This is a genomic window from Psychrobacter sp. 5A.1 (assembly GCF_030407455.1).
Classification (GTDB): domain Bacteria; phylum Pseudomonadota; class Gammaproteobacteria; order Pseudomonadales; family Moraxellaceae; genus Psychrobacter.
On the sequence record NZ_JASDDJ010000003.1, the window covers coordinates 48298 to 74359 of the forward strand.

General features: G+C 44.8%; 21 protein-coding genes. 5 read left to right on the forward strand and 16 right to left on the reverse strand.

All coding sequences use genetic code 11. The annotated features are described in order from the left end of the window. The first annotated feature begins 70 nt into the window (after positions 1–70). Positions 71–946 carry a phosphatidate cytidylyltransferase gene (locus QL982_RS01135; protein ID WP_290161689.1) on the forward strand — a complete coding sequence of 292 codons (876 nt, stop codon included), beginning with the start codon at positions 71–73 and terminating at the stop codon, positions 944–946. 79 nt (positions 947–1025) lie between these two features. Here the strand turns inward: QL982_RS01135 and QL982_RS01140 are convergent, their stop codons facing one another. From QL982_RS01140 to QL982_RS01150, 3 genes are read right to left on the reverse strand one after another with little or no spacing between them, the layout of a single operon-like run. Further along, entirely contained in the window at positions 1026–1841 is an 816-nt protein-coding gene (locus QL982_RS01140; RefSeq protein WP_290161691.1) for an SDR family NAD(P)-dependent oxidoreductase, read from the reverse strand. Beyond that, positions 1838–3025 carry a patatin-like phospholipase family protein gene (locus tag QL982_RS01145; RefSeq protein WP_290161693.1) on the reverse strand — a complete coding sequence of 396 codons (1188 nt, stop codon included), beginning with the start codon at positions 3023–3025 and terminating at the stop codon, positions 1838–1840. The genes QL982_RS01140 and QL982_RS01145 overlap by 4 nt, the downstream gene beginning before the upstream one ends. Positions 3026–3028: 3 nt before the next feature. Continuing rightward, positions 3029–5869, reverse strand: a complete 2841-nt coding sequence (locus QL982_RS01150; RefSeq protein WP_290161695.1) for an alpha/beta fold hydrolase — start codon at positions 5867–5869, stop codon at positions 3029–3031. Between the two features lie 360 nt (positions 5870–6229). Here QL982_RS01150 and QL982_RS01155 point away from each other — a divergent pair, with 360 nt between their 5' ends. Next, positions 6230–7141 (forward strand): lysine exporter LysO family protein, encoded by a 912-nt coding sequence (locus tag QL982_RS01155; protein ID WP_290161697.1) that lies wholly within the window; start codon positions 6230–6232, stop codon positions 7139–7141. Positions 7142–7208: 67 nt separating this feature from the next. On the opposite strand, the gene QL982_RS01160 is transcribed toward QL982_RS01155, so the two are convergent. The 3 genes from QL982_RS01160 to QL982_RS01170 form a co-directional block, all read right to left on the reverse strand. Further along, positions 7209–8492 (reverse strand): hypothetical protein, encoded by a 1284-nt coding sequence (locus tag QL982_RS01160; RefSeq protein WP_290161699.1) that lies wholly within the window; start codon positions 8490–8492, stop codon positions 7209–7211. 56 nt (positions 8493–8548) lie between these two features. Continuing rightward, positions 8549–9835, reverse strand: a complete 1287-nt coding sequence (locus tag QL982_RS01165; RefSeq protein ID WP_290161701.1) for an FAD-dependent monooxygenase — start codon at positions 9833–9835, stop codon at positions 8549–8551. A 166-nt stretch (positions 9836–10001) separates the two neighbouring features. Then, positions 10002–11312, reverse strand: a complete 1311-nt coding sequence (locus tag QL982_RS01170) for an FAD-dependent monooxygenase (protein WP_290161703.1) — start codon at positions 11310–11312, stop codon at positions 10002–10004. Between the two features lie 562 nt (positions 11313–11874). Here QL982_RS01170 and QL982_RS01175 point away from each other — a divergent pair. Next, positions 11875–12966, forward strand: coding sequence for a PhoH family protein (locus QL982_RS01175; protein ID WP_290161779.1), 1092 nt, complete (start codon positions 11875–11877; stop codon positions 12964–12966). Between the two features lie 190 nt (positions 12967–13156). Then, positions 13157–13771, forward strand: coding sequence for an rRNA maturation RNase YbeY (gene ybeY, locus QL982_RS01180; protein WP_290161705.1), 615 nt, complete (start codon positions 13157–13159; stop codon positions 13769–13771). A gap of 61 nt (positions 13772–13832) precedes the next feature. Here ybeY and QL982_RS01185 read toward each other — a convergent pair whose 3' ends face one another. Together QL982_RS01185 and QL982_RS01190 are read right to left on the reverse strand one after the other, a co-directional pair. Continuing rightward, positions 13833–14708 carry a mechanosensitive ion channel domain-containing protein gene (locus QL982_RS01185; RefSeq protein WP_290161708.1) on the reverse strand — a complete coding sequence of 292 codons (876 nt, stop codon included), beginning with the start codon at positions 14706–14708 and terminating at the stop codon, positions 13833–13835. A gap of 105 nt (positions 14709–14813) precedes the next feature. Continuing rightward, positions 14814–15701, reverse strand: a complete 888-nt coding sequence (locus QL982_RS01190; RefSeq protein WP_290161709.1) for a TonB family protein — start codon at positions 15699–15701, stop codon at positions 14814–14816. A 665-nt stretch (positions 15702–16366) separates the two neighbouring features. On the opposite strand from QL982_RS01190, the gene QL982_RS01195 reads away from it, so the two are divergent. Further along, complete coding sequence (locus QL982_RS01195) at positions 16367–17146, forward strand: hypothetical protein (RefSeq protein ID WP_290161711.1); 780 nt, start codon at positions 16367–16369, stop codon at positions 17144–17146. A 110-nt stretch (positions 17147–17256) separates the two neighbouring features. Here QL982_RS01195 and QL982_RS01200 read toward each other — a convergent pair whose 3' ends face one another. The 8 genes from QL982_RS01200 to nuoH form a co-directional block, all read right to left on the reverse strand. After that, positions 17257–18090, reverse strand: coding sequence for a ferredoxin--NADP reductase (locus QL982_RS01200; protein WP_290161713.1), 834 nt, complete (start codon positions 18088–18090; stop codon positions 17257–17259). A 195-nt stretch (positions 18091–18285) separates the two neighbouring features. Then, on the reverse strand, positions 18286–19764 hold the full coding sequence (nuoN, locus tag QL982_RS01205; RefSeq protein ID WP_290161715.1) for an NADH-quinone oxidoreductase subunit NuoN: 1479 nt from the start codon (positions 19762–19764) through the stop codon (positions 18286–18288). A gap of 3 nt (positions 19765–19767) precedes the next feature. After that, entirely contained in the window at positions 19768–21393 is a 1626-nt protein-coding gene (nuoM, locus tag QL982_RS01210) for an NADH-quinone oxidoreductase subunit M (protein ID WP_290190125.1), read from the reverse strand. A 1-nt stretch (position 21394) separates the two neighbouring features. Then, a complete protein-coding gene (nuoL, locus tag QL982_RS01215) occupies positions 21395–23269 on the reverse strand; it encodes an NADH-quinone oxidoreductase subunit L (protein WP_290161719.1) in 1875 nt (624 codons plus the stop codon). Between the two features lie 4 nt (positions 23270–23273). Beyond that, positions 23274–23582: an NADH-quinone oxidoreductase subunit NuoK gene (nuoK, locus tag QL982_RS01220; protein WP_041753378.1), complete on the reverse strand. Its 309-nt coding sequence runs from the start codon at positions 23580–23582 to the stop codon at positions 23274–23276. 98 nt (positions 23583–23680) lie between these two features. Beyond that, positions 23681–24418, reverse strand: coding sequence for an NADH-quinone oxidoreductase subunit J (nuoJ, locus tag QL982_RS01225; protein ID WP_197218292.1), 738 nt, complete (start codon positions 24416–24418; stop codon positions 23681–23683). Continuing rightward, a complete protein-coding gene (gene nuoI, locus QL982_RS01230) occupies positions 24415–24963 on the reverse strand; it encodes an NADH-quinone oxidoreductase subunit NuoI (protein WP_110922265.1) in 549 nt (182 codons plus the stop codon). The genes nuoJ and nuoI overlap by 4 nt, the downstream gene beginning before the upstream one ends. Positions 24964–25018: 55 nt before the next feature. Further along, the gene (gene nuoH, locus QL982_RS01235) at positions 25019–26062 is read right to left on the reverse strand and encodes an NADH-quinone oxidoreductase subunit NuoH (RefSeq protein WP_197133077.1); all 1044 of its coding nucleotides are present in this window, start codon (positions 26060–26062) and stop codon (positions 25019–25021) included.

Genomic DNA, 26062 nt, shown 5'->3' on the forward strand with positions numbered 1-26062 from the left:
TCAATTGGCATTCTAGTCATTCTTAAAGTGGTTGATGACTGCTTTTTATATCTCTCAAAGTGTTAAAAACATGTCTACTGATACGTTGTTTGTGATTGCCCTGATGACGGTGGTCAGTTTGGTTTGGGGCATACTGGCTATCCCTCGTCTACGTACTCGCTTGCCTAAGATTTATCTGATTGCTCGCTCTTGGTGGCTCATGTTAGTGGCTCTGTGCGCATGCTACGTTATCGCCAAAATAGATAATAGTCAGCATGGCCACCCTTATCAATGGGTACTCATTGCGTTTTTTATGTTAATCGGGCTACGTGGCTGCTATGAGATTAAACGCGTATGGAGCATATATGACAAAGCGGGGCTGATTAGCAAACTCCAAGCACGCGGGCTACAACCAAAAATAATACCTGATAAACCAAAATCAGTACTGATACACGCCTATACGCGTCTCAATCTATTGGACATCATATTTAGTAGCGCCTTTATCTCTCTGATTCTGAGCCTTATCGTATTGCAGCAATTGACATGGCAGCGTGAGCAATATGGCATCTTACTTTTTGTATTTTTTGCCAGCCAGTTCAACGATATTGCCCAATATTTATGTGGGCGATTACTGGGACGCAAACTGTTTAAGCGAGGTCTCGCTCCTACTGTTAGCCCAAATAAAAGCATTGAAGGGGCGATTTTTGGCAGTTTGTGTGCTGCTATATTGGCTTCATCGTTAGGATTATGGCTCACGCCTTTTAGCGGGTGGCTTTGTTTATTAGCAGCCTACGGTTTGGCAGTTAGTGGTATCGCGGGAGATTTATTAGAGTCAGCATTTAAGCGTCAACATGGCGTAAAAGACACTGGAACGATGCTCGCTGGACATGGCGGCGTATTAGATCGGATAGACAGCTTACTGATTGGAGTGCCCGTATTTACCTTGCTTTATTGGCTGTTTGGATGAGCAGCCCATTTTTGATTAGGACAGTGCTTGATTAAGACAATGCTTGATTAAGACAATGCTTGATTAAGACAATGCTTGGTTAAGAAGACTTATCTAGCTTACTGCGCAATATCCAATTGAGTAATGGCTTGGGTAAGTGGTTTAACGCCCGAGTAATATAGCGCATTGAGCGTGGGAATATTGCCAATGCAACATCATTATAAATCGCCTGCATAACCTCATCAACCGCTGTTGGCGTGCTCATGATAAAGGGTTTATGACTGGCATCACCGTCATTTAAATCGCGCAATGCTTGGGTATCGATATAGCCTGAGGCAATACAATTCACTTGGATATTATAAGGCGCAAGTGCTGCTCGATAAGCGCTAGCAGCCGCAATCATCGCGCGCTTACTCTTTGCATAAAGACTGGCATAAGGATAATCCATCGTGCCAGCGATAGAGGCAATACAAATTAGGCTTGGTCTATCGCTTTTGCTAACGCCCAATGACTGATGTTGCTGCTTTGACTGCGCGCTTGCCCATCTAAAAACCTGCGCAAATGCCTGCAAGTTAATCGCTAGCATTTTATCACTGTCTGCTTGGTTTAGATGATGAACACGCTCATTGGTATAACTGCCAGCACTATAGACAAGCCTTTGAAAGCTTGTAGCTGACAATTTATCTAACAAACTCTGTGTTTGGATAACATCCGTTAAGTCGCAAGCATAAGTCACGATGGTAGGATGCTGGTTATTAATGTCGGCTATCTTTGCCTCGTTACTACCAACAACGCTCACCTGCCAGCCAAGCTGCAAATGATGCAGAGCCAATGCCAAGCCAAGACCACTCGTACCACCAACGACAATAATATGCGGCGTATGATTTTCAGCGGTATCTTCTACGTGAGTTTTCATAAATTATGCTGCTGTATGTAATCAGCCGTACGCTGGTAGCCATATTGCCATTGCGCCTGCATTTGCTGCACAAAGCCGTCGTAATTACTGTGTATCAGCTCAACAGTCATTTGTTTTATATTAAAACGCTTTTGCACATTTTGGCCCGCTAACTGCTGCGCATTATCGGCAAAGGGTAGCCAGTGTAGCCAATGTTTTTCGCTAGCAGTATTAGTGTGCGACGACACTTCCATCGGTTGATAACCGTGTACTGCTGCCAGTCGCTCATTAGGATCAAAACCAAAAACACGCTGAATCGCGGGAGCAGCCAGCCATGAGTCATACCCTGCCTTAGTCTCTGCAAATACGCTATCACCCAACTGACAGGCTAGCTCAATCGGTGTGAGATTAATCACCCCACCTAAGCACCAGCCAACCGCTGTGATGTGTGTGGGCGGCAAGTAATACATGTCTGCCATAGAAGCACGAACCACTGGGGCAAAATCCCATTGTGTTTCTACCTTTACAGACGGATGTATGCGCTCATTTGCAAATGCCTGCGCTGGTGATCTCAATTTCTCGTCAGTCAGATTTGATGCAGAATGCTCAAAGCGTGGCGGTGCAAATAATAATTCTTGTAGCTTTAATTGTTCATTATATAAACCATCAATAGGCGCTTGATAAAGACGACTGGCAATGATGGCTATCTCAGGGATGCTAGCATTAGACTGACGACTGCCATTTTCGCTAGATGCAAAGCTAGACAGCTCATCAAGCCATCGCGCCTCGTCATCGATACGAAACATAGCCAACTGCTGTAACTCGTCTAATAATTGCCCATAGCTGTCTGCTTGCTGCTGTCTTTGTCCATTGCCTTGTTGCTTTGACAATCGCCAACGGTTGAGCGCACTGGTCATATAACGCATTTTTGCACGCCTGTTGGCTTCATCTGGCGCGACATGCCTAATCGCAGCAATGGTACGAGACAATTCGCGACTGCACATCAGCGCTTGCAAATCTTTGGGGTCAGGCGCAAGTTGCACCAAGTAAGCGGATAAGCTCCCACCGCAAGTACCGACAATAATATCTGGCGTCAAATCATGTGCCACTAGGGCTGCATAACTACCCAGATAGTAACCAAAACGTGAGCCACCTCCGGAAAAAAGTTGGACACGCTCGTACGGCTTGGTACGGTTATTAGTCATTTGTTACTTATCATCGATTGGTGCCGTTTTAATCGCCAATGATACGGTAAAGATACCAAAACGGTCGATACGCATGGCGACTTTCTTGAAGCCAGCACGCTCAACCAATTGATCCATCTCGGCTTGCGAGCGACAACGCATCACCCAACTGCTGCCACGATGATTGTTCAACGTCTTACTGATAAACTCTTGCTCAGGATGCCACGGCTGATTGGTATAAATTAAATAGCCATCCGCTTTTAAACTGTCATAAATCCCCGCCAATGCCGTTTCGGGTAGTGTATTGTCAGAAAACAATTCAAACACGCCTGAGCTGATGGCAATATCAAAGCCTGACGTTTTCAACGGTTTTCCTTTAACGTTTGTGCTTACCTTCTCTACCGACTGATAACTTTTGGCATCAAACGCATCCTTTTGACAAGCAATGACTCGATCAGCAATCGCTAACTGCTCCGCTTTTGCTTGCAGTGCCTGAATATTATGCATCTCATAATCTCGTAGCTCCGCATGCAAATCGGTAAACGCTGTCAACAAATCAAATGCGTAAAAACCATGGCCACTAGCGATATCCAACAGTTTTGGTTGATATGGTTTGGCGTTACTCTGGTTTTTCTCTTCGATATCTGCGAGTGCTAAACGTGCCAGCTCTAATATATGCTCACGGCGAATACGAATACCTTGCCAGCCGATATTGTTCAAATAAAATTTATCGATTGCGTGACCAAATTTATTCTGACCACTGGGCTGATTATAATAAACATGATCCAGCGAATGACCCGAGTCAAATCCATGCTCAAGCCCTGTCGCAATCGCATCGCTGACATGACCGAACTTCTGCATCGCAAAACGCGTAATGGCAAAACTCGGATTAAACGGCTTAATCGCTAAGCGGTCTACCTTGTCTTTACTGGCGCTATTCAAATGAGCGGTACTCAAATCAGGTGCTTGGACGTGTGTGCTAAATACTTGCTCAGCGAAATCAATGCAGTCGGAAAAGACATCTGCTTTATTGGTCTCATGAAAAATCGCATGATAGCTGTCTGGGTACAACTGCCAGCGTTTGGTAGGTGTATTAATCGCTTCATAAAACGTGCGTTCAGCCTGCTTATCGACCACATAGTCCTTGCCTGCACACAATACAAACGTCGGTACAGTGATAGCCCCTGCATCGTCTAGCAAGCGCTGACCCGTCGCATGGGTATCGATGAGTAAGTCGGTTGAAATGCTATTCGATATCAATGGATCAGCATTATAAGCTTGCTGCGCGTCTTTATCATGAGTCAATACTTGCGCTTTGACATAGCTACTAACACGCGACATCAAACCCAATGTCCGTGCTACCTTTAATGACGGTATCGCAAAAGGCATATATAAGCGAATGCTTAGCGCAGGTGTGCCGAGTATCATCCCGCGAATACTGGGCGCATAGTCATGTACCCATGCTGCTGCAAGCACCGCACCGATACTGCTGGCGACGATTAAGGTATCCTCGATAGCAATACCCGTTTGCCCGATGACCAACTGCACAAAACCGTCTAAATCGCGCTCAAGCTCAGTGACGCTCTCGGCATGGTCTTTGATACCACCCGAGCGCCCATTGCCGCGCGCATCCCAAGCAAAGACTTGATAGCCAGCTGTTGCAAACTGCTCTCCTAACTCTGCTAATCGACCCGAATGCTCGTGTCCACGATGCAATAGAATAACTTGACGCAGAGGCTGACTGGCTTTGTTTATGTGCGATTTTTTTATATCGGCTAAAGGCATCGTTAACCAATAGCGATAATAAATAGCAGTGCCGTCATAAGCGTTGTAGCAACTTTCACCATTTATGATTTTGATTACAGGCGAGTCAAAACCAATGTCATCTTGTGCGAGTGTTGATTGGCTCTTGAGCTGATTTTGGTTATTGAGTTGATCGTTGCTAGGTGTAACGGGCATCGTGTTGGACTCCAAAAAGGAAGTTTGAGTAGCAGAATTTGACATAGAAAGGGTTGCTGTAGAACCATCAACAGATAACGTATCAGCTTGACCAAACTCAGTATGACGACTCATGAGAGAAATGGAGTTATCTGACGCTTCTTTGGTCAATTTAAAACTGTCTGAATTCACAGACCGAAGCAAAGGTGGGTCACGCATCAAGTACAACGCTGCCATATAACGCATGCGGTTGAGGCAAGTCTTTAGTAGCATTACCTCTGTCAGTATAAATAATCGACCCTTTCTGATATGAGGCAATGACATCGGTGCTTTAATACATACTGGTGCTTTAGCTTTAACACCCATAAAAGCACCAAGCACGCCTAGCACCAAAGCACGATCACTTTTGCCCAATGGCCCTTGGTTAGCCCGCATGCCTAACATCGTATGGCTAGCGATACCAAGTAGCTCGGTGCCAATACTAAGCGCGATGAGACTGGCAATATGGTGCTGATGGGTTGGTACATTAGTTAATACATTAGCCGATGAATTAGTCGGTGAATCAACTACTGCGCTTGAGCATTTTTTATTACTAACATGAGGGGTCAGGCTCGCCAATAATGCCGTATCGGCAATAATATCGCCCATTTCATTCAGCATGGCTCCTAGCGTTGACGCCTGACCATGCTCACGCGCCATCATACCGTCGATGGCATTGAGCGCCATACGCACGAACAATGATGATGGCAGTAAAAGCCATAGCGCTTGCTGCTCAGCTGCTGGCTTGGCAATCACATACGCTGTACCCACACTCAATAATACTGCGGATACGGTTACTTGATTGGCCGTAAAATTTTTCTCAACTAAGGTATCGCTTATCGGGCGCAATTGATCTTGAAATTGAGATTTGAGCTGATATAGCGACATGATGCTAGCCAAATATTTTTGATGCCATAATGTAACAACAAAAGTTTGTTAGGTAAAGCATTACCAATCATTCAAAATTGCTCAAATATGTTTAAAAAGACAACTATTATCATGACTATAGTTTAGAAGAGAGTCCAGGCAACCGAGTGCAGCTGTATGTGTGATACCTCAAGCGAGGTTAACGCTGTCATACTTTCATAGTGGATTGACTATATAACCGTCTAAGCCTTCACTTCTGCATCAATAAAGACCCTGATTTACCATGAATATCAGTTGCTCATGTCAGTATTGCTAGCCTGATATGATACAATCTTCAGCTTCTTAAAAACGCCTTGTTAAAAACGCTGCGAGCCTATCATCATGCAAAGCCTCATTACCCTTGTTCTGGTCCTAATGCCAATGTTTATTGGCTTTGCCATTCCTTCTAATCCCACCATGACGAAGTTGGCTGACAAAGGCTTATCTTATTTGGTTTACGTCATCTTGGCACTGATCGGTATTGAGCTGTCACAGGTAGAAGGGCTAGGTAATCAGCTGGGTGAAATTGCGCTGTATGTCACTGTATTATCGATACTGACAATTGGCATGGGTTTATTTGGGCTGATGTTGTTCGATCACCTGCGCCCATGGCATGCCAAAAAACCCAGCGTAAAATCCAAAGAGCATCGCGTCAGTATTCGAGGCAGCCTCGCCCAAGTCGTTTGCGTAGTAATCGGCATGGCAATTGGCTATTTCCTACCCGCTGATTATATGCCGCACGAAAACTCTATGACCGTCATGCTGATGATCTTGATTTTATTGGTCGGTATCGGTTTAAAAGGTTCAGGAATTACCTTAAAGGAAGTGCTCCTCAATAAACGCGGCGTAGAAATGAGCATCATTTTTACGCTATCAGTATTGGTCGGTGGGCTTGTTTTTGCGCTATTGTTTACGGATGTATCGTGGACGAAAGGCTTGGCACTGTCATCAGGATTTGGTTGGTACTCCCTATCCGCCATTGTGATGACAGACGCTTATGGCGCGGTCTGGGGTAGTGTCGCCTTATTCAATGACTTGGTACGTGAGTTCTTTGCGTTACTATTTATTCCCGTATTTATGCGCAAATACCCATCAGCAGCGGTAGGGCTTGGTGGCGCGACCAGCCTAGATTTTACCTTGCCAATCATTCAACAATCAGGCGGTCTAAAGGTCGTGCCATTGGCGATTAGTTTTGGCTTTTTGATTAATATTGTCTCGCCCGTACTAATGGTGTTGTTCTCGTCTTTGGGGTAACGTTAAGTTTTGACTCACATATAGGGCGTGTCATTATGATTAGTGATTAGGGCGCGTTGAACACGCCCTAAGCCATCTCCAGCTCTTTATCCACCTGACAGGCATCGTCATGCCACTTGATAAAAGCATCAATGGCTTGCGTAGAGGCTGTATTTCTATCAATACCTTCTTTACCAGTAAAGCGCTCCACATAGCGACAGGCTCTATAGTTTTTAGCATACTTATCGTAATTGTTAATCCACTCTTTCCGAGCCTTTAACTCTTTTTGACGTTGCTCAATACTACTATCTACGTTCATACTCTCGACATCAAACCAAAAGTTTTTGGCAGGGATCTCTTTAGTCAGTTTTTTATCCTCAACCTCAGCCATACGCCACGGCTTAGCAGTTAGCCGCGCTCGAAAGCACTGCTGCGCTTGACAGAGACGCACGTAATTAGTGTCTGCATGAAAATACTCAAACCAGTCCGCAACTAATGCATCACTTGACGAGATAGTATCGTGGGTAGCAATAATACGAAAGCCTGCAGGTGTCTCATATAAACGAAAGGACTCCTGTGGATGGCTGATAATGCGTTGTTGAATCAAGTCCATTATATAGGTCTGCAATGAGGCAATATGACCCATATATCTTTGATGCTGTTCCTGATCATACTTACTGGCTTGCTGCCATAGTATTGCCGTCGCTACTCCTAAAAATAAAAGCAGCCATAGCCATGATAATGATTTCATCGCGATAAAAGTTGCTAAAATAATTGCCGCAATCACGACAGTCCATACAAATGATTTCATCGATACTGGTTTATCATAGTTATTTAGTGATGACTGATCCGGGTCGTTTGCCTTAGATTTATTTGAGACATTATTCGACTTCCTAACTACCCCTATAAAGCCATGACTGTCATACTCATCAGGATATTTTTGATGCAATAAGTCGTTATTATCAACATCGATAATCGCAATATCATTGACATTGGCAACCTGTGCACCGTAACTGTTACGCGTGACAATCAACTGCGTATTATAGGCCTTATTCTCTAAACCAGTTGTAGTTAAGCCATTCTCTGAAAAATTCTGTTCAGAAATAATCTGCTCACGAATGGGAATGCCATTACTTTCGTTATACTCTTCCCTACGCTCACGTCTGACAATATCCTCACCATCTAGCCAGCGTTGATGAGCTTCTTTCACTCGAGCCTTAGCATGAGCCAAGGCATCTGCTTGACTGATATCTGACCAACCATAGCGCTTAATAGTTGCTTGCTTAGAATTAAAGTCATCGGATGCGTTATCAGCTGTTTCTGACAATTCAAAGCGCTGCTTATATTGCGCCCAGTATTTAGGGATGAGCATAAGGGGTTACCTTAGGGTATTTGGTTTAAGATAGACGGTGGTTAAGCTTTAGGCGCTTAGACCCCACTCGCCTGCTTAGCAAACAAGCGCATCAATGGCTTCATTTTGCCAACACGGTACATGCCTTCGCTACGTATCTGCTGTACGGGACGTAATTGCGCCAGCGACCCTGCAAACAACCAGTTAAGGGCAGAAAAGCTGTGCATCATCAGGCTATTATGCGGACGACGCAGACGCTCATAACGACGCAACGTTTGATTACTGCCCCAAATCGTACCGCCACTACGAGTAAAATCATGCGCTAATTGCTCGCTCAATACTTGCACATCAAGCATGCCCAGATTCAGCCCTTGACCCGCCAGCGGATGCACACCATGTGCCGCATCACCGATTAATACCAAGTTATCAGCGACATAGCTTTTCGCTTGTTGCGCGGTTAGCGGAAAGCTAGCAATGGATTCAATCTGACTGATAGCGCCTAGCTCATAATGACAGGCAGCAGCCAGTTTATCAGCGATAACGCGGCCATCTTCCTCTATCAACGCCAATGCTTGATTGCGTGGCAATGTCCATACAATCGATTGCCAATGCTGTGGATTGGCTTTATCGTCATCGGTAATATCCGCTAATGGCAATAACGCCAGTGTACCCGTGGGCAACATCGCCTGACGCGCGGTTGCTTGATGCGGTTTTTCGGTATGAATCGCACAACAAATCGCGGTTTGATTATAATCGAGTGTGTCTAGACCAATCGCTGCCTGTTTACGCACAAATGAACCCCGACCATCAGCACCGACCAGTAGTGCTGCGTCAATAGTCGTATGATTGTCTAAAGTCACACGATAGCCTTGCTGCGCACCCAGCCAATCCATGTTTGTGACTTTTTTCCCCGCGATAATGGTTAGATAATCACTGACGTCATCCTCACACAAGCGCTGCCATAATGCATGCTCGATGACGGCTGGCTCAACCATACTGCCTAATAATTTAGACTCACGATTTTCAGTACTATTATCCTCAGCACCACTACTGTCTTCACTTTCCCCAAATAACAGCTCACCCATGCCATTCAATTGCCAGACCTGCATTTGTGAGTAGTCAGCCTTACGCTCAGAGCTAGCAATCTTTTGCCACGCGCCAATATCTTTAAGCAAATTAATACTGGCCATACTGAGCGCATAAACTCGAGCATCACGCTTACTGAGCACAGTTTGCCAAGCTGAGGCATCACGATCCGGACGAGCATCAATCAATGTCACAGGCATTTTTGCTTGTGCCAGTTTTAGCGCAAGCGTTGCACCAACGATACCGCTACCGATAATCAGCGTATGGTTGTTTTTCATAAGGTGTCTCTCAATACTGGTCAATATTAGAATGCTTATTATCAATCTTACTTATATATAGTTGATTCAGTTTAAAAGAGAGCCAAGGCAACCAAGTGTAGATGTATATGTAATACTTCAATCGAGGTTAACGCTGTCACTCTTTTAAAGAGGATTGGCTATAGCACTACGATTTTAAGCCCATCGCGTAAGTGGCAACCAATGGCTTGATGTTTGGCAGTTTATCAAAGGCCACCAATGCCACATTCCGTGCCAGCTTAATCGCTGGGTTAGGATGAGTAAAGCCATGTACGACGGCATCGCAGAAGCGAATGACCCGTTTTTGATCGCTTAGACGCGCTTTCTCATAGCGCTTGAGTAGCGTTGGATCACCCATGTCTGCGCCTTTGAGCACTTGTGCATTCAGCATTTGCGCCAATACATGGGCATCACGCATACAGAGATTGAATCCTTGTCCAGCGACAGGGTGTAAGGTGTGAGCAGCGTTGCCCATAATGACGCAGCGGCCCTCTACTTGCTTGTCGGCTAGCACGCGTGTCAGTGGATAAGCCCCGCGGCGACCAGCCGCGACAAACGTGCCAGCACGTTGACCAAAAGCTTGCTGTAGCGTCTGTAAAAAATGCGCATCATCTTCTAGATAGCGTTTTTCTTCACCCGTCGGGCACACCCACACGACAGAGCGTCTAAAGCCCTGTTGATACTCATCATTGCCATCACCTTCTGGATCGGTCAGTGGTAACACGGCAAGCGGGCCAGCTGGACTAAAACGCTCAATCGCCACATGCTCATGCGCTTTGTCTGTCTCCACCACCCCAACGATAGCCGTTTGCTGATAGTCATATGTTGTCGTACCGATATCCAATAGCTGACGCACGGTAGAGTCGCGGCCATCACAAGCAACCAGTACGCTGGCTTGCAGCTGCTGCTCATGTGCCACGTTACCGTTATAACTAAAGCTCAGCGTTACCCCATCCGCTTTTTGTGTCACTGCGCTGACATTGGCATTATCAATCAAGGTAATCAATGGCGCCTGTTGCGCGGCTAATAAAAGCTTACGCCCCAGCCAAGCATTTTCAATGACTTGACCAAATGACTCTACCTTTTCTTCAGCTTTATTGAGCTTTGCACGGCCAAAACTACCCTGTTCGCTAATCTGTACGGCATCGATACGGCAAGCATGGCTTTGTAGTTCATCCCACAGTCCAATCTCTTGGTAAATTTGTACCGTACGCCGTGATAGTGCGGTGTTACGACTGTCCAAATAATGACTGCGATTGTTGTCATACTTTGGACTGATACTTGGGTAAATATTTTTTTCTAATAACGTGCTCGCAATACCATGATTCGCGAGCAATAGTGCAAAGGATAAACCAACGTGACCACCACCCGCGATAAGCACTTGCTGGTCGGTTACTGTGTCTGTTTTTTGAGATAGGTTTTTAGCATTCGATAAATGTGAATCAGTATTTTGCATCATTATTTTTCCTATTATAATTTTTGAATATACGCTTTATTAGTGATGAATAACCGCTCGTCACTGACGTTATTTTATAATCTCAATCAGGTGGCGGTCATTTTTTGCGTACTCGAAAAGCGCTATGATATCGCTCATAGATTACCACAAATTGTCTATCATACCGTGCTCTTAACGGTAGACGAATCGTTTATCTACTCTCATTGTCAGCAAGGTTTATAGTCGGACGTGCTGAGCCGACCGCAAAATGACAGCCATGAATAATACGTGATTGATAGATACCGTGATTCAATCCAAAGACAGCCTGCATAGAGATTGCAATCCGCATACAAAAACAGTGTCATCTATCCAATATATGGCTTGAAATTTAAAAATTCTCTACCATAATGAAGGCAAGACTTTTATTTATCATCCACCACAAAACCAATAATAATATTACCGTTATCTTTATCATCCAAACCCAATATAACGCTACCGACCACTTTATCTCTTAAGCCCGCCACGCCATTAAAATCAGATCATAGCGTCGGGCACACAATAAAAGGATAATCGCTTGACTGACTCCATGAGCCGCCGTATAAAGTTTGAATCTTTGACGCCAGCACAGCTAAAGACCGTGCTAGGTGAATACAACAATCACATGAAATATATCCAAAAACGCCTCGATATCAAAATCATGCAACGTCAAGGTGACTTTTGCCTGAGTGGCGACGTGACAGGTGTTGAGCGTGGTGAACGTATTATTTATAAGATGGTGGATGAAGCTCAAAACAAAAAAGACATCAGTGCCGAAGAGCTGCATCTCATTATCCAATCGAGTATCTCACGCGATGAAGATATGGCCGCCGATGAGCAAGAGGCAGATGATGATGCAGACATTGAAGCATTAGAAGCAGCTCACGAGTTTACGCCGGTTAGCTTGCGCACGCGTAAAGGTCGCATCATTCCTCGCGGTGGCAATCAGCAAAGCTACGTCCAAAATGTATTGAACTCTGACGTGTCATTCGGTATTGGGCCTGCTGGTACAGGTAAGACTTACCTAGCCGTTGCTTGTGCGGTTGATATGCTAGAGCGTAATGAAATCGAGCGGATTTTACTCGTGCGTCCAGCCGTAGAAGCTGGTGAAAAACTGGGATTTTTACCAGGTGATTTAACACAAAAAATTGATCCTTACTTGCGCCCATTGTACGATGCGCTATATGAGATGATTGGTGTTGAAAAAGTGGGCAAACTGATTGAAAAGCAAGTCATCGAAATCGCACCTCTTGCCTATATGCGTGGTCGTACATTAAACAATTCATTTGTCATCTTGGATGAAGCGCAAAACACCACGCCTGAGCAGATGAAAATGTTTTTGACGCGTTTGGGTTTTGGCTCAAGAGCCGTGATTACTGGTGACGTGACCCAAGTAGATTTGCCACGGGGTCATAAGTCTGGCTTGGCCCAAGCGATGGAAATCTTAAGCGGTATCGAAGAGATTCATATCACTAAGTTTGACTCAAAAGATGTGGTACGCCATCAACTGGTGCAAAAAATTGTCGAAGCGTATGATGTGTTTGATGAAGAACAAATCATATTAGAAGAAAAACGTAAGTTTGAGCGCATCAAAGAGCAAGAGCGTAGACAAGCCATTGCTAATGCCGCAGCCAAACTATAGAGTGGCAGGCTTGATATTTGCCACCTTAGAAACGCAAATATAGAAATACAAAACCGGATTACTGATTAGTAGTCCGGTTTTTTACTGTTAGACTGATAGTTAGCGTCGTAGATTAGAGTTAGTAAGTTAGCCTTGAGCAGTTTTGGCAAATTAAACAAACGACAACACAATAAAATAAGGGGAGAACCATATGAGCCAGTATAATGACGATGACAATTTTAACCAAAATGACGCTACTGACATCACTAGCAATCATGCCAGCTTAGCCGCACTCGATATCAATGCGACCGACAGTATCGACGACGCATTGCTGGACATGTTCTATCATCGCGATCACCTATTGCCTATCATGATGGCAACTTTGGATTATATTGATGAGTGTATCAAAGACAGTCTAACGCTACCCTACTTTGCAGATATTGAGCCTGAGCTATGGCAAGATAAATCTAAAGCGCTTGATATATACATTACAGATGACACTGAGGGCCGTGCATTAAATCTAGAAGCCCGTGGTAAGGATTATGCGACCAATATTTTGTCTTATCCAAGTGACCTGCCAGCCGCTGTCATCGAGCTGATGCCAACGCTACCACTAGGCGAGCTGATTATCTGTCATGATGTAATCGTGCGCGAAGCCGCAGAACAAGAAAAGACCGTCGCACAGCACATCAGCCATTTACTGGTACATGGCGTGCTGCATCTACTGGGTTTCGATCATGAGCTCGGACAAGCTGAACAAGATGAGATGGAACAGTTGGAGATTGATATTTTGGCAGGCCTAAACCTACCAAACCCCTATATTTAACTCGGTTCTTTATTCAACAGTCTTTTATGAACCAGCTTTTTATGAAACAGCCTTCTATCAACTAGTCTTTAGCGAGTGGTAGCTTTTGCGCTTGACCCATTTGATTGATCATATGATCCAGACCCTTTACATGGACACTACGCTGCGGGAATGGAATTTCGATTTTCTCATCGTCCAACGCTTGTTTGAATTGCTCCAGTAAGTCGCACTGCATCGTCCACCAGTCCGCATTGGTTGTCCAAACATTCAAAGTGAGATCCACTGAGTTGTCACCCAGATTGGTCACTCGAACGATAGGCTCGGGATCAGCGAAAGCCAACGGGTTGTTTTTTGCCAAACTTAACATCACATCTTTGGCAGTTTTGATATTGGCATCATAACCAATACCAACCGTAATATCGACACGGCGATTGGGTAGCGCGGTATAATTGACCACAGCTGAGGTAGTGATATCGCTGTTGGGAATGATGATATCGTGATTATTAATAGTCGTCAGATGGGTGTTGACCAACGTAATCTCAGTCACCGTACCTGTATAGCTGCTGATCTGTACATAATCGCCGCGCACAAATGGCCGAAATGTCACAATCATGATACCAGCGGCGAAGTTTGACAGCTGATCCTTTAATGACAGACCGATGGCAACAGCTGCACCACCCAATATGGCGACGACCGAGGTGGTCTGGACGCCGACTTTGCTAAGGGCGGCTAAAGCAACCACTACTAATAGCACACCGTATAATAGACGGCTTAAAAAGCTGGCGACTGTCTCATCCAAATGACTACGTGCCATAAGACGATCAGAAAGAGCAACGGCCTTTTTGGCAAGCCAACGTCCGATGATAAATATAAGTATTGCTAAAGCGACTTTAATGACAAGATCTAAAGCGTTGCTGGTGAGTGTGGCGACATCTACTGTAAAACCTAAAAATTCCATACTGACTCTTTATTCTATAGCGGTGTGTTATAAACTTGAACATCCATCATTCAAAAAACGACGCAGCCATCATTTTTTGAATGATGGCTGCGTCGTTTCCCAACTTTAATAAGTGACCTCGACCTTATCACTATAACGATAGGTACGTATCAAACGTAGCTCCACGATATCGTTCATGTCTTTAGTGAATTTTCCAAAAGGCGCAGCTTGGCGTACCGACTGCTTGGCCGCTTCATCTAGTAGCGTTGAGCTGGAGCTTTCCAGCAAGCGGATGGCTTTAATATTACCATCACTGCTAATGATCACCATCAGACGTACTTCGCCAGTGATACCTTGCGCCCGCGCTTGCATGGGATAATGCAAGTTACCCACACGCTCGACATGTTCACGAAACGTATTGATATAGTCTGCTGCCGCACCGCGCGTGGTCGAATTACTATCGACCGTCACTACTTTCGATTTGGTCGCATAGACTTGCTGGCGCTGAGACAGCTGCGTCTCTAAAGTAGCAATTTGTTTGCGCAGACGCTCTTCTTGCGCCATCATATCATCTTGTGCTTGCTTGCTATCATTGTCAGATTCCACGCTCGCTTGACGCCAGCTTAAGGTGGTACGCAGATAGCTCTCTTGGTAATTCTGTTGGCGAACTTGACGCTGTAAGCTAATCACATCTTGCGTTTCACTCATTTGCTCAGCAGGCAATGGGCTCAACTGATCATTCTCTTGTCTCAGCCGCTCCTCTACTGTGCCGCCCCCTTCTTGTGAGGCGTTGGCAATAAAGTGCGCATCCTCATTTGGCTGCATGTTATCGGTTAGTGCTTTTGCCACATCTTGCATCATGGCAGCAGGGCCTTTTCCGATAGAGAAGCTGATACCAAAAATAATCAGCACATGAACAGCTATTGCAATAACAATAGCGACAGGCAGGCTCACATCACGCTTGGGAGCTTGCGCAGAAAAATGATAGCTTTGTGAGTCTTTTATATAGGCCACAATGGATCTCAGCTTATGGGTATGAGCATATCAGTACAAGGCATTGAATAATGAGCATTATATCGATATGCATGGTTTATGCTGGCGCTATCATAACATGACATAGAATTATGTCGCTAGCACAACCACTGATGCGGCATTTTGACATTTACCATGCAGTATTGATAACCTTTACCCGTTGCTTGCACAGCAGGTGCTTGAGACTATCATAAGACAGACGAGACATTGACGATACCAAATGAATTACGATAAAACGCATGTGTCCATTTTGAAGCCACTGCATTTGTTATATACTGCTTTAGCACAACAGACCCTAGGCCGTGTCTTCATTTCAAAAATGGTGATAAAAATGAGATAAATTGCCGTCAAACGAGAAAAATAGCGTCGATAATACTGGGATATTGACCAGCTATTTGACGATGTTTGGCAAAATTTAGCTATTTTTAGCCCATTTAGATAACTATCGAGTAAATTAAAGACACGCCCTAGTATCAGAGGCAAGCTTTTCGCTTTTGCTACCTATCAGTATAAAAATTACTAACGGTTCGTAGATATTGAGACGTTATAGATAATTGGCTTTCATGTAAATCAACGATAGCCTGCAGATATTGTTTAGCCATTTTTACGTCATCTATTGAATGACGCGCCCTATAAGGATAATAAGTTTGAGTGACTTTGATAACATGGATACTTCAGACAATTTTGATGAATTTTTCGAAAATATTGGCTATCGTTTTGACGAGTCATTCGGCAATGGTTGGGATCGTATCGCCCAATCGGTTAAAGATATCTATAACAAAACGACGGACAAGTTTGAAGACGAGCTGTCATTGCCAGTGGCACAAACCTACGTCAATGATGCACTGCAAAAATTCGTCACCGACAATGTAAAAGCCATTTTAGAGCTGCGTGTCGAGATGCATGATGATTGGTTTCGCTTGTACTGTACGGTCAATGTGGGCGGGGTTTACGCCGAAGTAGCCAGTAACTTTAGCCTAGTTCATGTCCAGCTCGATCGCAATGTCCAGCGCTTTGTGTTTGGCCAGCAGACTTATACCGACATATTAAATCTGCGCTGCGAATCATTTATCAAGCGCCAAGGCATCAAACTCGGCATTTGGTTTTATCATCGCGTACTCAAAAAAGACCCACTAGGATTTCTGCTCTCTTATATCAATATTGCTCGTGCAAAAGACGAAGTCATCTATATTGATATTCATCGTTGGCTAAAAAAGAACAAAAAAATCATGAGTACCTTACATAAGGTACAAATAAATTATGGCGAACTTGAAGAAGAGCAAATGATTTTGAAAGCTCAAGTCAATTATCGTGATTTATTGGCCGCTAGTAGTAATGAAGATATCATCAGCGATGATGATGAGCCCGAGCTGATGCAAGGCCCAGTCAATCCTGTAGATGATGCGACTGAACCAAGCCAAGCTTAACCCTCTTACCCTATAAAAAAGCGCTGACTTTCAAAAACAATCGTCTTTGAAGGTCAGCGCTTTTTATTTTGTCAAAGCAGATCTATAGAATACTCAAATCAGTTATATAACTACCAATAGTTTTCTACAGCGATATTACCCTCACCGCGACGATTCATCACCAACCCTAACGTCTTCAATGCTTCTTTGGTGTCTTCGACCATATCCGGGTTGCCACATAGCATGACATGAGTCGTATCGATATCCAAAGTGATACCTGCGCGCGCTTGTAACGTGCCATCTAGCAGTAGCTTGGGCAGACGTTCTGACAACGCACCTTCGACAGGCTCACGAGTGACGATTGGGATAAAGATAAGTTTCGCTGGATTGTCAACCAACGAGCCAAATTCTGCTTGCAAACCTTCGATCTTTTCGACGTAGGCTAGTTCTTCTATCGAGCGCGCGCTATAAGCCAATACAATATGTTCGTAATCTTCCCATGTCTTCAAATCTTGTAGCATGGATAAAAACGGTGCTAATCCCGTACCTGTCGCCAGTAGCCATAAGTCCTTGGGCAATGGTTTTTGGTAACGTGCCAACGTTAAAAATCCAAATGGTAAGGTGTTAAGTAGCAATTCATCGCCCACTTGCAGATGCTGTAATTGTGAGGTAAATGCACCATCAGGGATGACGATAGAGAAAAACTCTAGCACCTCATCGAAGGGCGACGAGATAATCGAATACGCGCGAAAAATATCCTCATCCAAGGCCTTATCAGATATATCAGCATCAGACATGCCACTCTGCTCTGTATAGTACTTCAGTCGACTGGGGTTGACACCCAAGCGTACAAACTGACCAGCCGTAAATTTAAAACTATCAGGACGACTGACGGTAAAACTGAATAAACTTGGCGTCCATGTGGTTTTACTGAGTACCGTCACCGTTTGAATATTGTCACTCATAACTATTCATCACTTATACTTGTATGAAACTGTATTTTTATAAGATACCTTTGATAGGCAAAAAAGAGATTGACATCAAAAAGGTAAGCATAAAAAAGATGCGCCAAGCTTATCATAAAGCTGGCGCATCTTGGTTTTTTAACCGTAACAACAGATACGTCACAGCGACTTATCTGTTGTATTAACTTGGTAGCATTACCAAATACGAGCCAAACTTGCCCACTCAATCATACTGTTTGGCAAGATACCAAAGAATAGAATCATGGCCGTCACAGCAATGATCATAATACCACCGGTACGAATACCCCATTGCCCAGACACGTCAAACTCGATGAATTGCTTAGGACGTTTGAACAGCGTGAGTAAAACGCGTAAGTAGTAGAATAGACCAATCGCACTGCCCAAGATAATCATGGCAGCTAAGAACCAGTTGGTGCCTTGTACCGCAGCCAATATCGCAAATAGCTTGGTGATAAAGCCTGCCGTCAACGGAATACCAGCCAATGATAGCATCATGATGGTCATTACAGCGGTCAGCACAGGACGACGCCAGAATAGCCCTTGATAATGGGTCAGCTCATCGGCTTCTCCAGATAAGCGATATGGACTCGACATGAGAGTCACTACCCCAAAAGCACCGATAGAGGTAAAGGCATAAACCGCCATATACATACTAGAGATACTGTCAGCGGCTGTTCCGATACTGACGATAACAATCAGCACATAGCCCATGTGGGCAATAGAAGAATAACCGAGTAGACGTTTGAGGCTGGTTTGACGTACTGCCAATAAGTTACCCAACAGAATAGATAAAGTCGCCATGACCATCAATAGCATTTGCACAGATGGCAGTGCTAGCAAAGCGGTATCAATTAAGAAACGAACGGCCAGTGCCATCATCGCCACTTTTGATACGGATGCTAAGAAGGTCGCGATAGGTGCTGGTGCACCCTCGTACACATCTGGTGTCCACATATGGAAAGGCGCAGCTGAGAGTTTAAAGGCGATACCAAACATCATCATCGCCGCGCCCAATATCAACAGTGGCGATTCAAAAACATTGCCTAGCACCATGCTGATAGGCTTAAATGCCAGCGAGCCTACTTCTGCATAAATAAAGGCCATACCCATCAATAAGGTGGCCGAGGCCGTTGCAGATAGCACTAAGTACTTTAGACCAGACTCTAGCGAGTTTTTGCGCATATAGGTGTATGACAGCATACCGTACAGTGGTATAGACAGCATCTCTAAGCTCATAAAGAATGACGCTAAATGCTGAGCACTGACCATCAGCAAAGCACCAATCGTCGATAGCAACATGAGCAAATACAGCTCTTCTTTATTATCTTTAAGATTTGCTAAGTACGCATAAGACAGCGTACAACAAGCCAATGCACAGATAAAAATAATCACCATATTAAACTGCGCAAAGTTATCAATCACAAATAACTGTTCAGCACTTGGTATCATGGTTCCACTATTCACGATGCCAGTCATTTGACCAAGCAAAGTAAATAAACCAATGTTTAAACCAACGACGGTAACTGTACCCGTCACCATATGTGAGCGTTTAACTGCGATGGCAATCATGACCACCAGTACCGTAATCACGACGGTAATGATTGGCGCATAAGGCAACAATCCTATCAAATCATTCATCGTAATATCATTCATGACTTAACGTGCCTCCATTGCATCAAGCAGGTGCGACGCATCTACTTGTGTTACTTGACTATATATATACGCGTTATTAATCCACTGCATCGCATGACTGGAGGTATCAAGGAACGGCTGTGGATACAGTCCGAGCCATACCAAACCAGCGGCCAACATCAGTAGTAATGACAGCTCACGCTTGCCTAAGTCTTTTAATTTACGTGCAGGCAAACCATGTGACTTGGTTTCTTGCATGGCCACCGCTTCAATATTATTTTCACCAAATAATGCGCGATGAATCAAAATCAGCGAGTACAGTCCTGCTAGCACCAAACTGAATGTCGCAAAAACCACAAACACAGGATACTGAGCAAATGAGCCAAATAAAATCATGAATTCGCCAATGAAGTTACCCGTCCCTGGAATACCAAGCAACGCCGCACAGAAGAACATCAGTATCGGTGCGTAGTAACGGAACTGTCCCCACATACCGCCCATCAAGGTCAAATCTCGTGTGTGCAAACGCTCATACAGCTGACCTGCCATAATGAATAATGCCGCCGAGCTCAAACCATGAGCAAGCATTTGAATCATTAGACCTTGTAAGCTGAGCAATGTTCCCGCATAAATTGCTAGTACCACAAAACCCATGTGCGAGATACTGGTATACGCCAGCAGACGCTTCATGTCGGTCTGCATAAACGCGAGCCATGCACCGTAGAAGATACCAATCGTACCTAAGGTAATCGCTATCGGCGCAAACTCTTGTGAGGCTGCTGGAAATAGCGGCAACACAAAACGAATCAGACCATATGCCGCCGTTTTAATCAAAACACCTGCCAAATCTACCGAACCTGCTGTTGGTGCCTGCGCATGCGCATCTGGCAACCAACCATGGAAAGGAATGATTGGCAACTTCACCGCAAAACCAATAAAGAAGCACAGCATGACTGGATATTCCCAGCCGCCAAGTGGCGTACCAAGCAAGTCATTATAGTTAAAGCTCACCACGCCTTTTTGAGCGTAGCTGATAATGACCAATACCAAAATACCGACGAGCATGATAAGCCCAGAGGCTTGGGTATAAATAAAGAATTTGGTTGCTGCGTATTCTTTGGTCTTACCGACCACATCATGACCCCAGATCGCGATCAAGAAGTAGATAGGAACCAGCATCATCTCCCAAAAGAAGAAGAATAAGAACAAATCAATGGCTAAGAAAACGCCGATGACGCCGCCTAAGCTCCATAGCAAGTTCAAATGGAAGAAGCCAACACGGCGCTGAATTTCGTTCCACGAACAAGCAACAGCTGCCACACCAAGCAGGCCTGTTAATGCCACCATCATCAGTGACAAACCATCTAGCGCCAAGTGAAAGCTGATACCAAAGCTTGGTATCCATGGCACACTAAACTCTGCGACCCAAGGAACGTTTGCGCCTGGCGCAATCACTTGCTTACTCATACCACTAAAATCGCCGTACTGCCAAAGTACCAATGACAATACAAAGGTCAACGTCATGCCGATTAAGGCAATCCAGCGCGGTAGACGTTTATTAAACCGTTCGACCAACCAACATAGCAATCCTGCAATAAAAGGAATTGCGATTAATGCTGGCAGCATCCACGTTTGTTGTAACTCAATCATCTTATACCACCGTCATCATTACCAGCACCAGCAATACAGCCATACCCAAGCCAAAGCTTGCAGCATAACCTCGAAGTGACCCTGTTTGCGTCGCAGACAACACCTTATTACCTGCTGAAGCCAGCTTAGGTAGGATGAGCCACGTTTTATCAATAGGGTCGGCTTTAAGTAAGCGGCCGATGAACAAAAAGGGTTTTACAAAAATTACATCGTATAGCGCATCAAAACCTAGGCCGTGATAGCACCAGTGATATAGCGCCCCGCCAATACGTGAGCGCTTAAAGCTGGTAAGCATTCTACCTTTATCTACGACGTATAATAATGCTGCCAATATCAAGCCCGCGCCCATTGCACCCATCGCGATATACTCTGCAGTATGCTTAGCATGTGCTTGACCCGCGACTTCTAATAAGTGACCGACACTCTCTGGTAAGACACCATCTAATGGCGGTGTAATCCATGCACCAACGGCGGTAGATAGTACTAGCAATACCGTCAAAGGCAACCAATACGACATACCTGTTAGCTTATGTGCAGGCGTTTTTTCTTCACCAAAGAAAATAATCCAAATCATACGGAACGTATAAATCGCGGTTAAGAAAGCCCCGAATACACCCATATAGAACAATACTAGATGACCTGTGGCATAAGTCTCCCAAAGAATTGCTTCTTTAGAATAAAAACCAACGGTAACCCAAGGTATCGCAGCAAGTGCGCCGCCACCGACGATATAACACCAAAATACCAATGGTATCTTTTTGCGTAAGCCGCCCATCTTAAAGATGTCTTGCTCATGGTGTACGGCAAGGATGACCGCACCTGACGATAAAAACAGCAATGCTTTAAAGAAAGCATGCGTCATCAGATGGAAGATAGCCCCTTGCCATGCGCCCACACCGAGTGCTAGGAACATATAACCGATCTGACTCATGGTCGAATAAGCAAGAATACGCTTGATGTCTGTCTGTGCTAGTGCACAGAAACCTGCAACGATAAGCGTCAATGCACCGACACCACCGACCCAATACAATAAGATACCTGGGGTCAGCTCAAACAATGGATGTAGTCGGGCGATTAAATAAACACCCGCTGTTACCATCGTCGCGGCATGAATCAATGCCGACACTGGCGTTGGACCTGCCATCGCATCAGCAAGCCACGTATGTAGTGGTAGCTGGGCTGATTTACCCATCGCGCCGCCAACCAACATCATCGTAGTCAGCATCATCGTCGGGTTGTTGATATCGAATACTTCTGGCGCGCGCGTAATAATCTCTTGAATATTAAGCGTACCGAATTCACGGAATAATAAAAACAAACCAAACGCTAGGAACACATCACCCACACGCGTGACGGTAAAGGCTTTCATCGCGGCACGGCCGTTGGCTCTGTCATGGTAATAAAAACCAATCAACAGGTAAGAACAGATACCGACGCCTTCCCAACCGAGATATAGCAAGAACAAGTTATCTGCCAATACCAGTAATAGCATGCTAGCAACGAACAAATTCATATAGCTAAAGAAACGGGCAAATCCAGTGTCGCCTTTCATGTACCAAGCGGCAAACAAATGGATTAAAAAGCCAATACCTGTAATGACGCCCGTCATCGTTAGAGCCAAGCCGTCAAAACTAAGACCAAAGCTTGGCGCAAAATCACCGACTTGGAACCATGTCCAAAGTGGAATCTCGACCACCGTACCTGCTGGGTTACTGGTTAAAAAAGTATAGCTAACGAATAGCGTACATAGTGCTGATAACAGCATGCTACCCACACCGACAATCGCTGCCACCTGCTCTGTTAGCTTGTCGCGCATAAAGGCTAAAATCAAAAAGCCAACGAGCGGGAATATAAAGGTTAATGGTAATAAACTCATGACATCATCCTTTCATCTCATTGGCGCTATCGACATCTAGATGCCCACGCTGATGATAAAACCGCAATAATATTGCCAAACCAATGGCGGCCTCTGCTGCTGCTAACGTCAAAATAAAGATAAACATAATTTGTCCATCTGGATCGACCCAACGGCTACCTGCCACCACAAATGCTAGTGCTGCCGCGTTCATCATGATCTCAAGGCTCATAAGCATAAAGAGAAAATTGCGACGTACCATGACACCGCATAGACCGATAGCAAATAAAATACCTGCCAAAATCAATCCATGGCTCATGGGTATCAGGCCCAATACCTGTTGCACCTCAACAGCTGGCTGTACTAAGCCTGCTACTTCATGGGCAAACGGCACATTCGCGACCTCTTGTGCCACGCTCGCTGCTAGTACCATTAGTCTGACTCCTTGCGCGTGACTTTCTTCGTACTCATCTGCGTGCCTACATTCATACTTACGTAGTCATGCGGATCTACTTCTTTATATTCGTAGGGCTCAGCTGTTTTCACGGCATCGTTATCTGTGTGTGTGCTGTCTGGATGAATGTTATCGTATTGCTTAACACGACTGTTCGAGCGTGCTGTTTGGCTATCATGACTGATAACCTCATCATCTACAGACTCTTTGCCCAGATGATAAGCGGCGACCAGAGCAGCTAGTAATAATAATGCAGCCACTTCTATCAGCATCACATATTTAGTAAATAATACCGTACCAACTTCTTTCGCCGAAATTGACGTCACACCAATCATTGCTGCTTCGTCATGATTGAGACCAATCATCGCATATAGCACAACCGCGATAATAATCGTCAATCCTGTCGGTATCGCCCAAGTGCCCGCATCAAGCCAACGTTCTTCACGCTCATCATTGCTCATGCCCAAGTTCAGCATCATAATGACAAAGACAAACAGCACCATAATGGCACCAGCGTAAACAACGATTTCTAGTGCCCCTGCAAATGGCGCACCGAGCACAAAAAATATGCCAGCAATCGCTAACAATGACACAATCATCGACAAAATAGCATGCACCGGATTGGCTTGGGTCACCACACGCAAACTGGCAAATACTGCCACTGCTGCGAGTGAATAAAACCCTGCCAACTCAGGATGGTTCAAAATATTCATCATGGCAGCAAACTCCTTAGATCAATAGGTGCAGCTTCATTTTGCGCCGCCCCTTTTGGTTTGTCCGCTACCGCCATACCCGTCACACGATAATAGTTATAATCGGGATATTTACCTGGTCCTGAAATAAGCAAATGCTCTTTTTCATAAACCAAATCTTGGCGCTTATATTCACCCAACTCAAAGTCAGGTGTCATTTGAATGGCTGTCGTTGGACACGCCTCTTCACACAATCCGCAAAAAATACAGCGCGAAAAGTTAATTCTAAAAAACTCTGGATACCAGCGGCCGTCTTCACGTTCAGCTTTCTGTAATGAGATACAGCCAACGGGACATGCCACAGCACATAAGTTACACGCAACACAGCGCTCATCACCATCAGGGTCACGCGTCAGCACAATGCGCCCACGAAAACGCGGCGGTACTGGTACGGGCTCTTCAGGATAAAGAATGGTGTCGCGTGGCCTGAGCGCATGACTATTGACCATCCACATACTGCGAACAATGGTAAATATACCAATGACGGTCTTTTTTATGGTAGTAAACATGGGATTATTATCCTTATCAGCTTTACCCTAGTTCATCAATGATGGCTAGTAATGATTATAACGTTGGGGAAAAGATCAAAATGACTGCAGCAGTAACCAACAGATTAATCAGTGTTACTGGCAGACAGACTTTCCAACCAAAATTCATTACCTGATCATAGCGCGGACGCATAAGTGAGCCACGAGCCAAAACAAACATCGTCATAAAAAACAGTGTTTTAATCATGAACCAAAAAGCTGGTGGAATAAATGGAATATCTAAATTGAAAGGCGCAAGCCAACCGCCAAAGAACAAGCAAGTCATCAATGCAGAAATCAAGACAACGTTGACATACTCTCCGATAAAGAACATACCAAACTTCATGCCAGAATATTCAACATGATACCCTTCGGCCAGCTCTTGCTCTGCTTCTGGTTGATCAAATGGATGTCTATGCGTAACAGCAACACCAGCAACCACAAAAGTCAAAAAGCCAAAAAACTGCGGGATGATATACCAACCGTCTGCTTGTGCTTCAACAATAGCACGTAAGTTAAATGAACCTGTCAGTGCGACCACACCCATCAAAGATAAGCCTAAAAAGACTTCGTAACTGATGGTTTGTGCCGCTGAACGTAAGCCACCCAATAACGAGAACTTGTTGGCAGAAGCCCAACCACCGAACATCACTGCATAGACAGCAATACCTGCCATAGCAAAGAAGAACAGAATACCGATATCCCAATCAGCCACGCCAAGCGTTGGCGAGATGGGAATAATGGCAAATGAGGCCAATGCGGTAAACATGGCGACCGCAGGTGCCAACGTAAACATAAACTTATCGGTAAAGTTCGGCGTCCAATCTTCTTTAAAGAAGATTTTGAGCATATCAGCGACCAGCTGCAACGAACCAAATGGACCCACACGGTTTGGACCATAACGATCTTGCCATAAGGCCAACATACGGCGCTCATAGATAATCATCATTGCCGCAACCAATACCACGACTAAGAAGATAACCAGTGATTGCCCAACCAGAAATAAGATAGACCAAGCATCAAAGCTCAGGCTACCAGTCAAAAAGCTTGGCACATCAGGGATAATACGGGTAACTTGCAT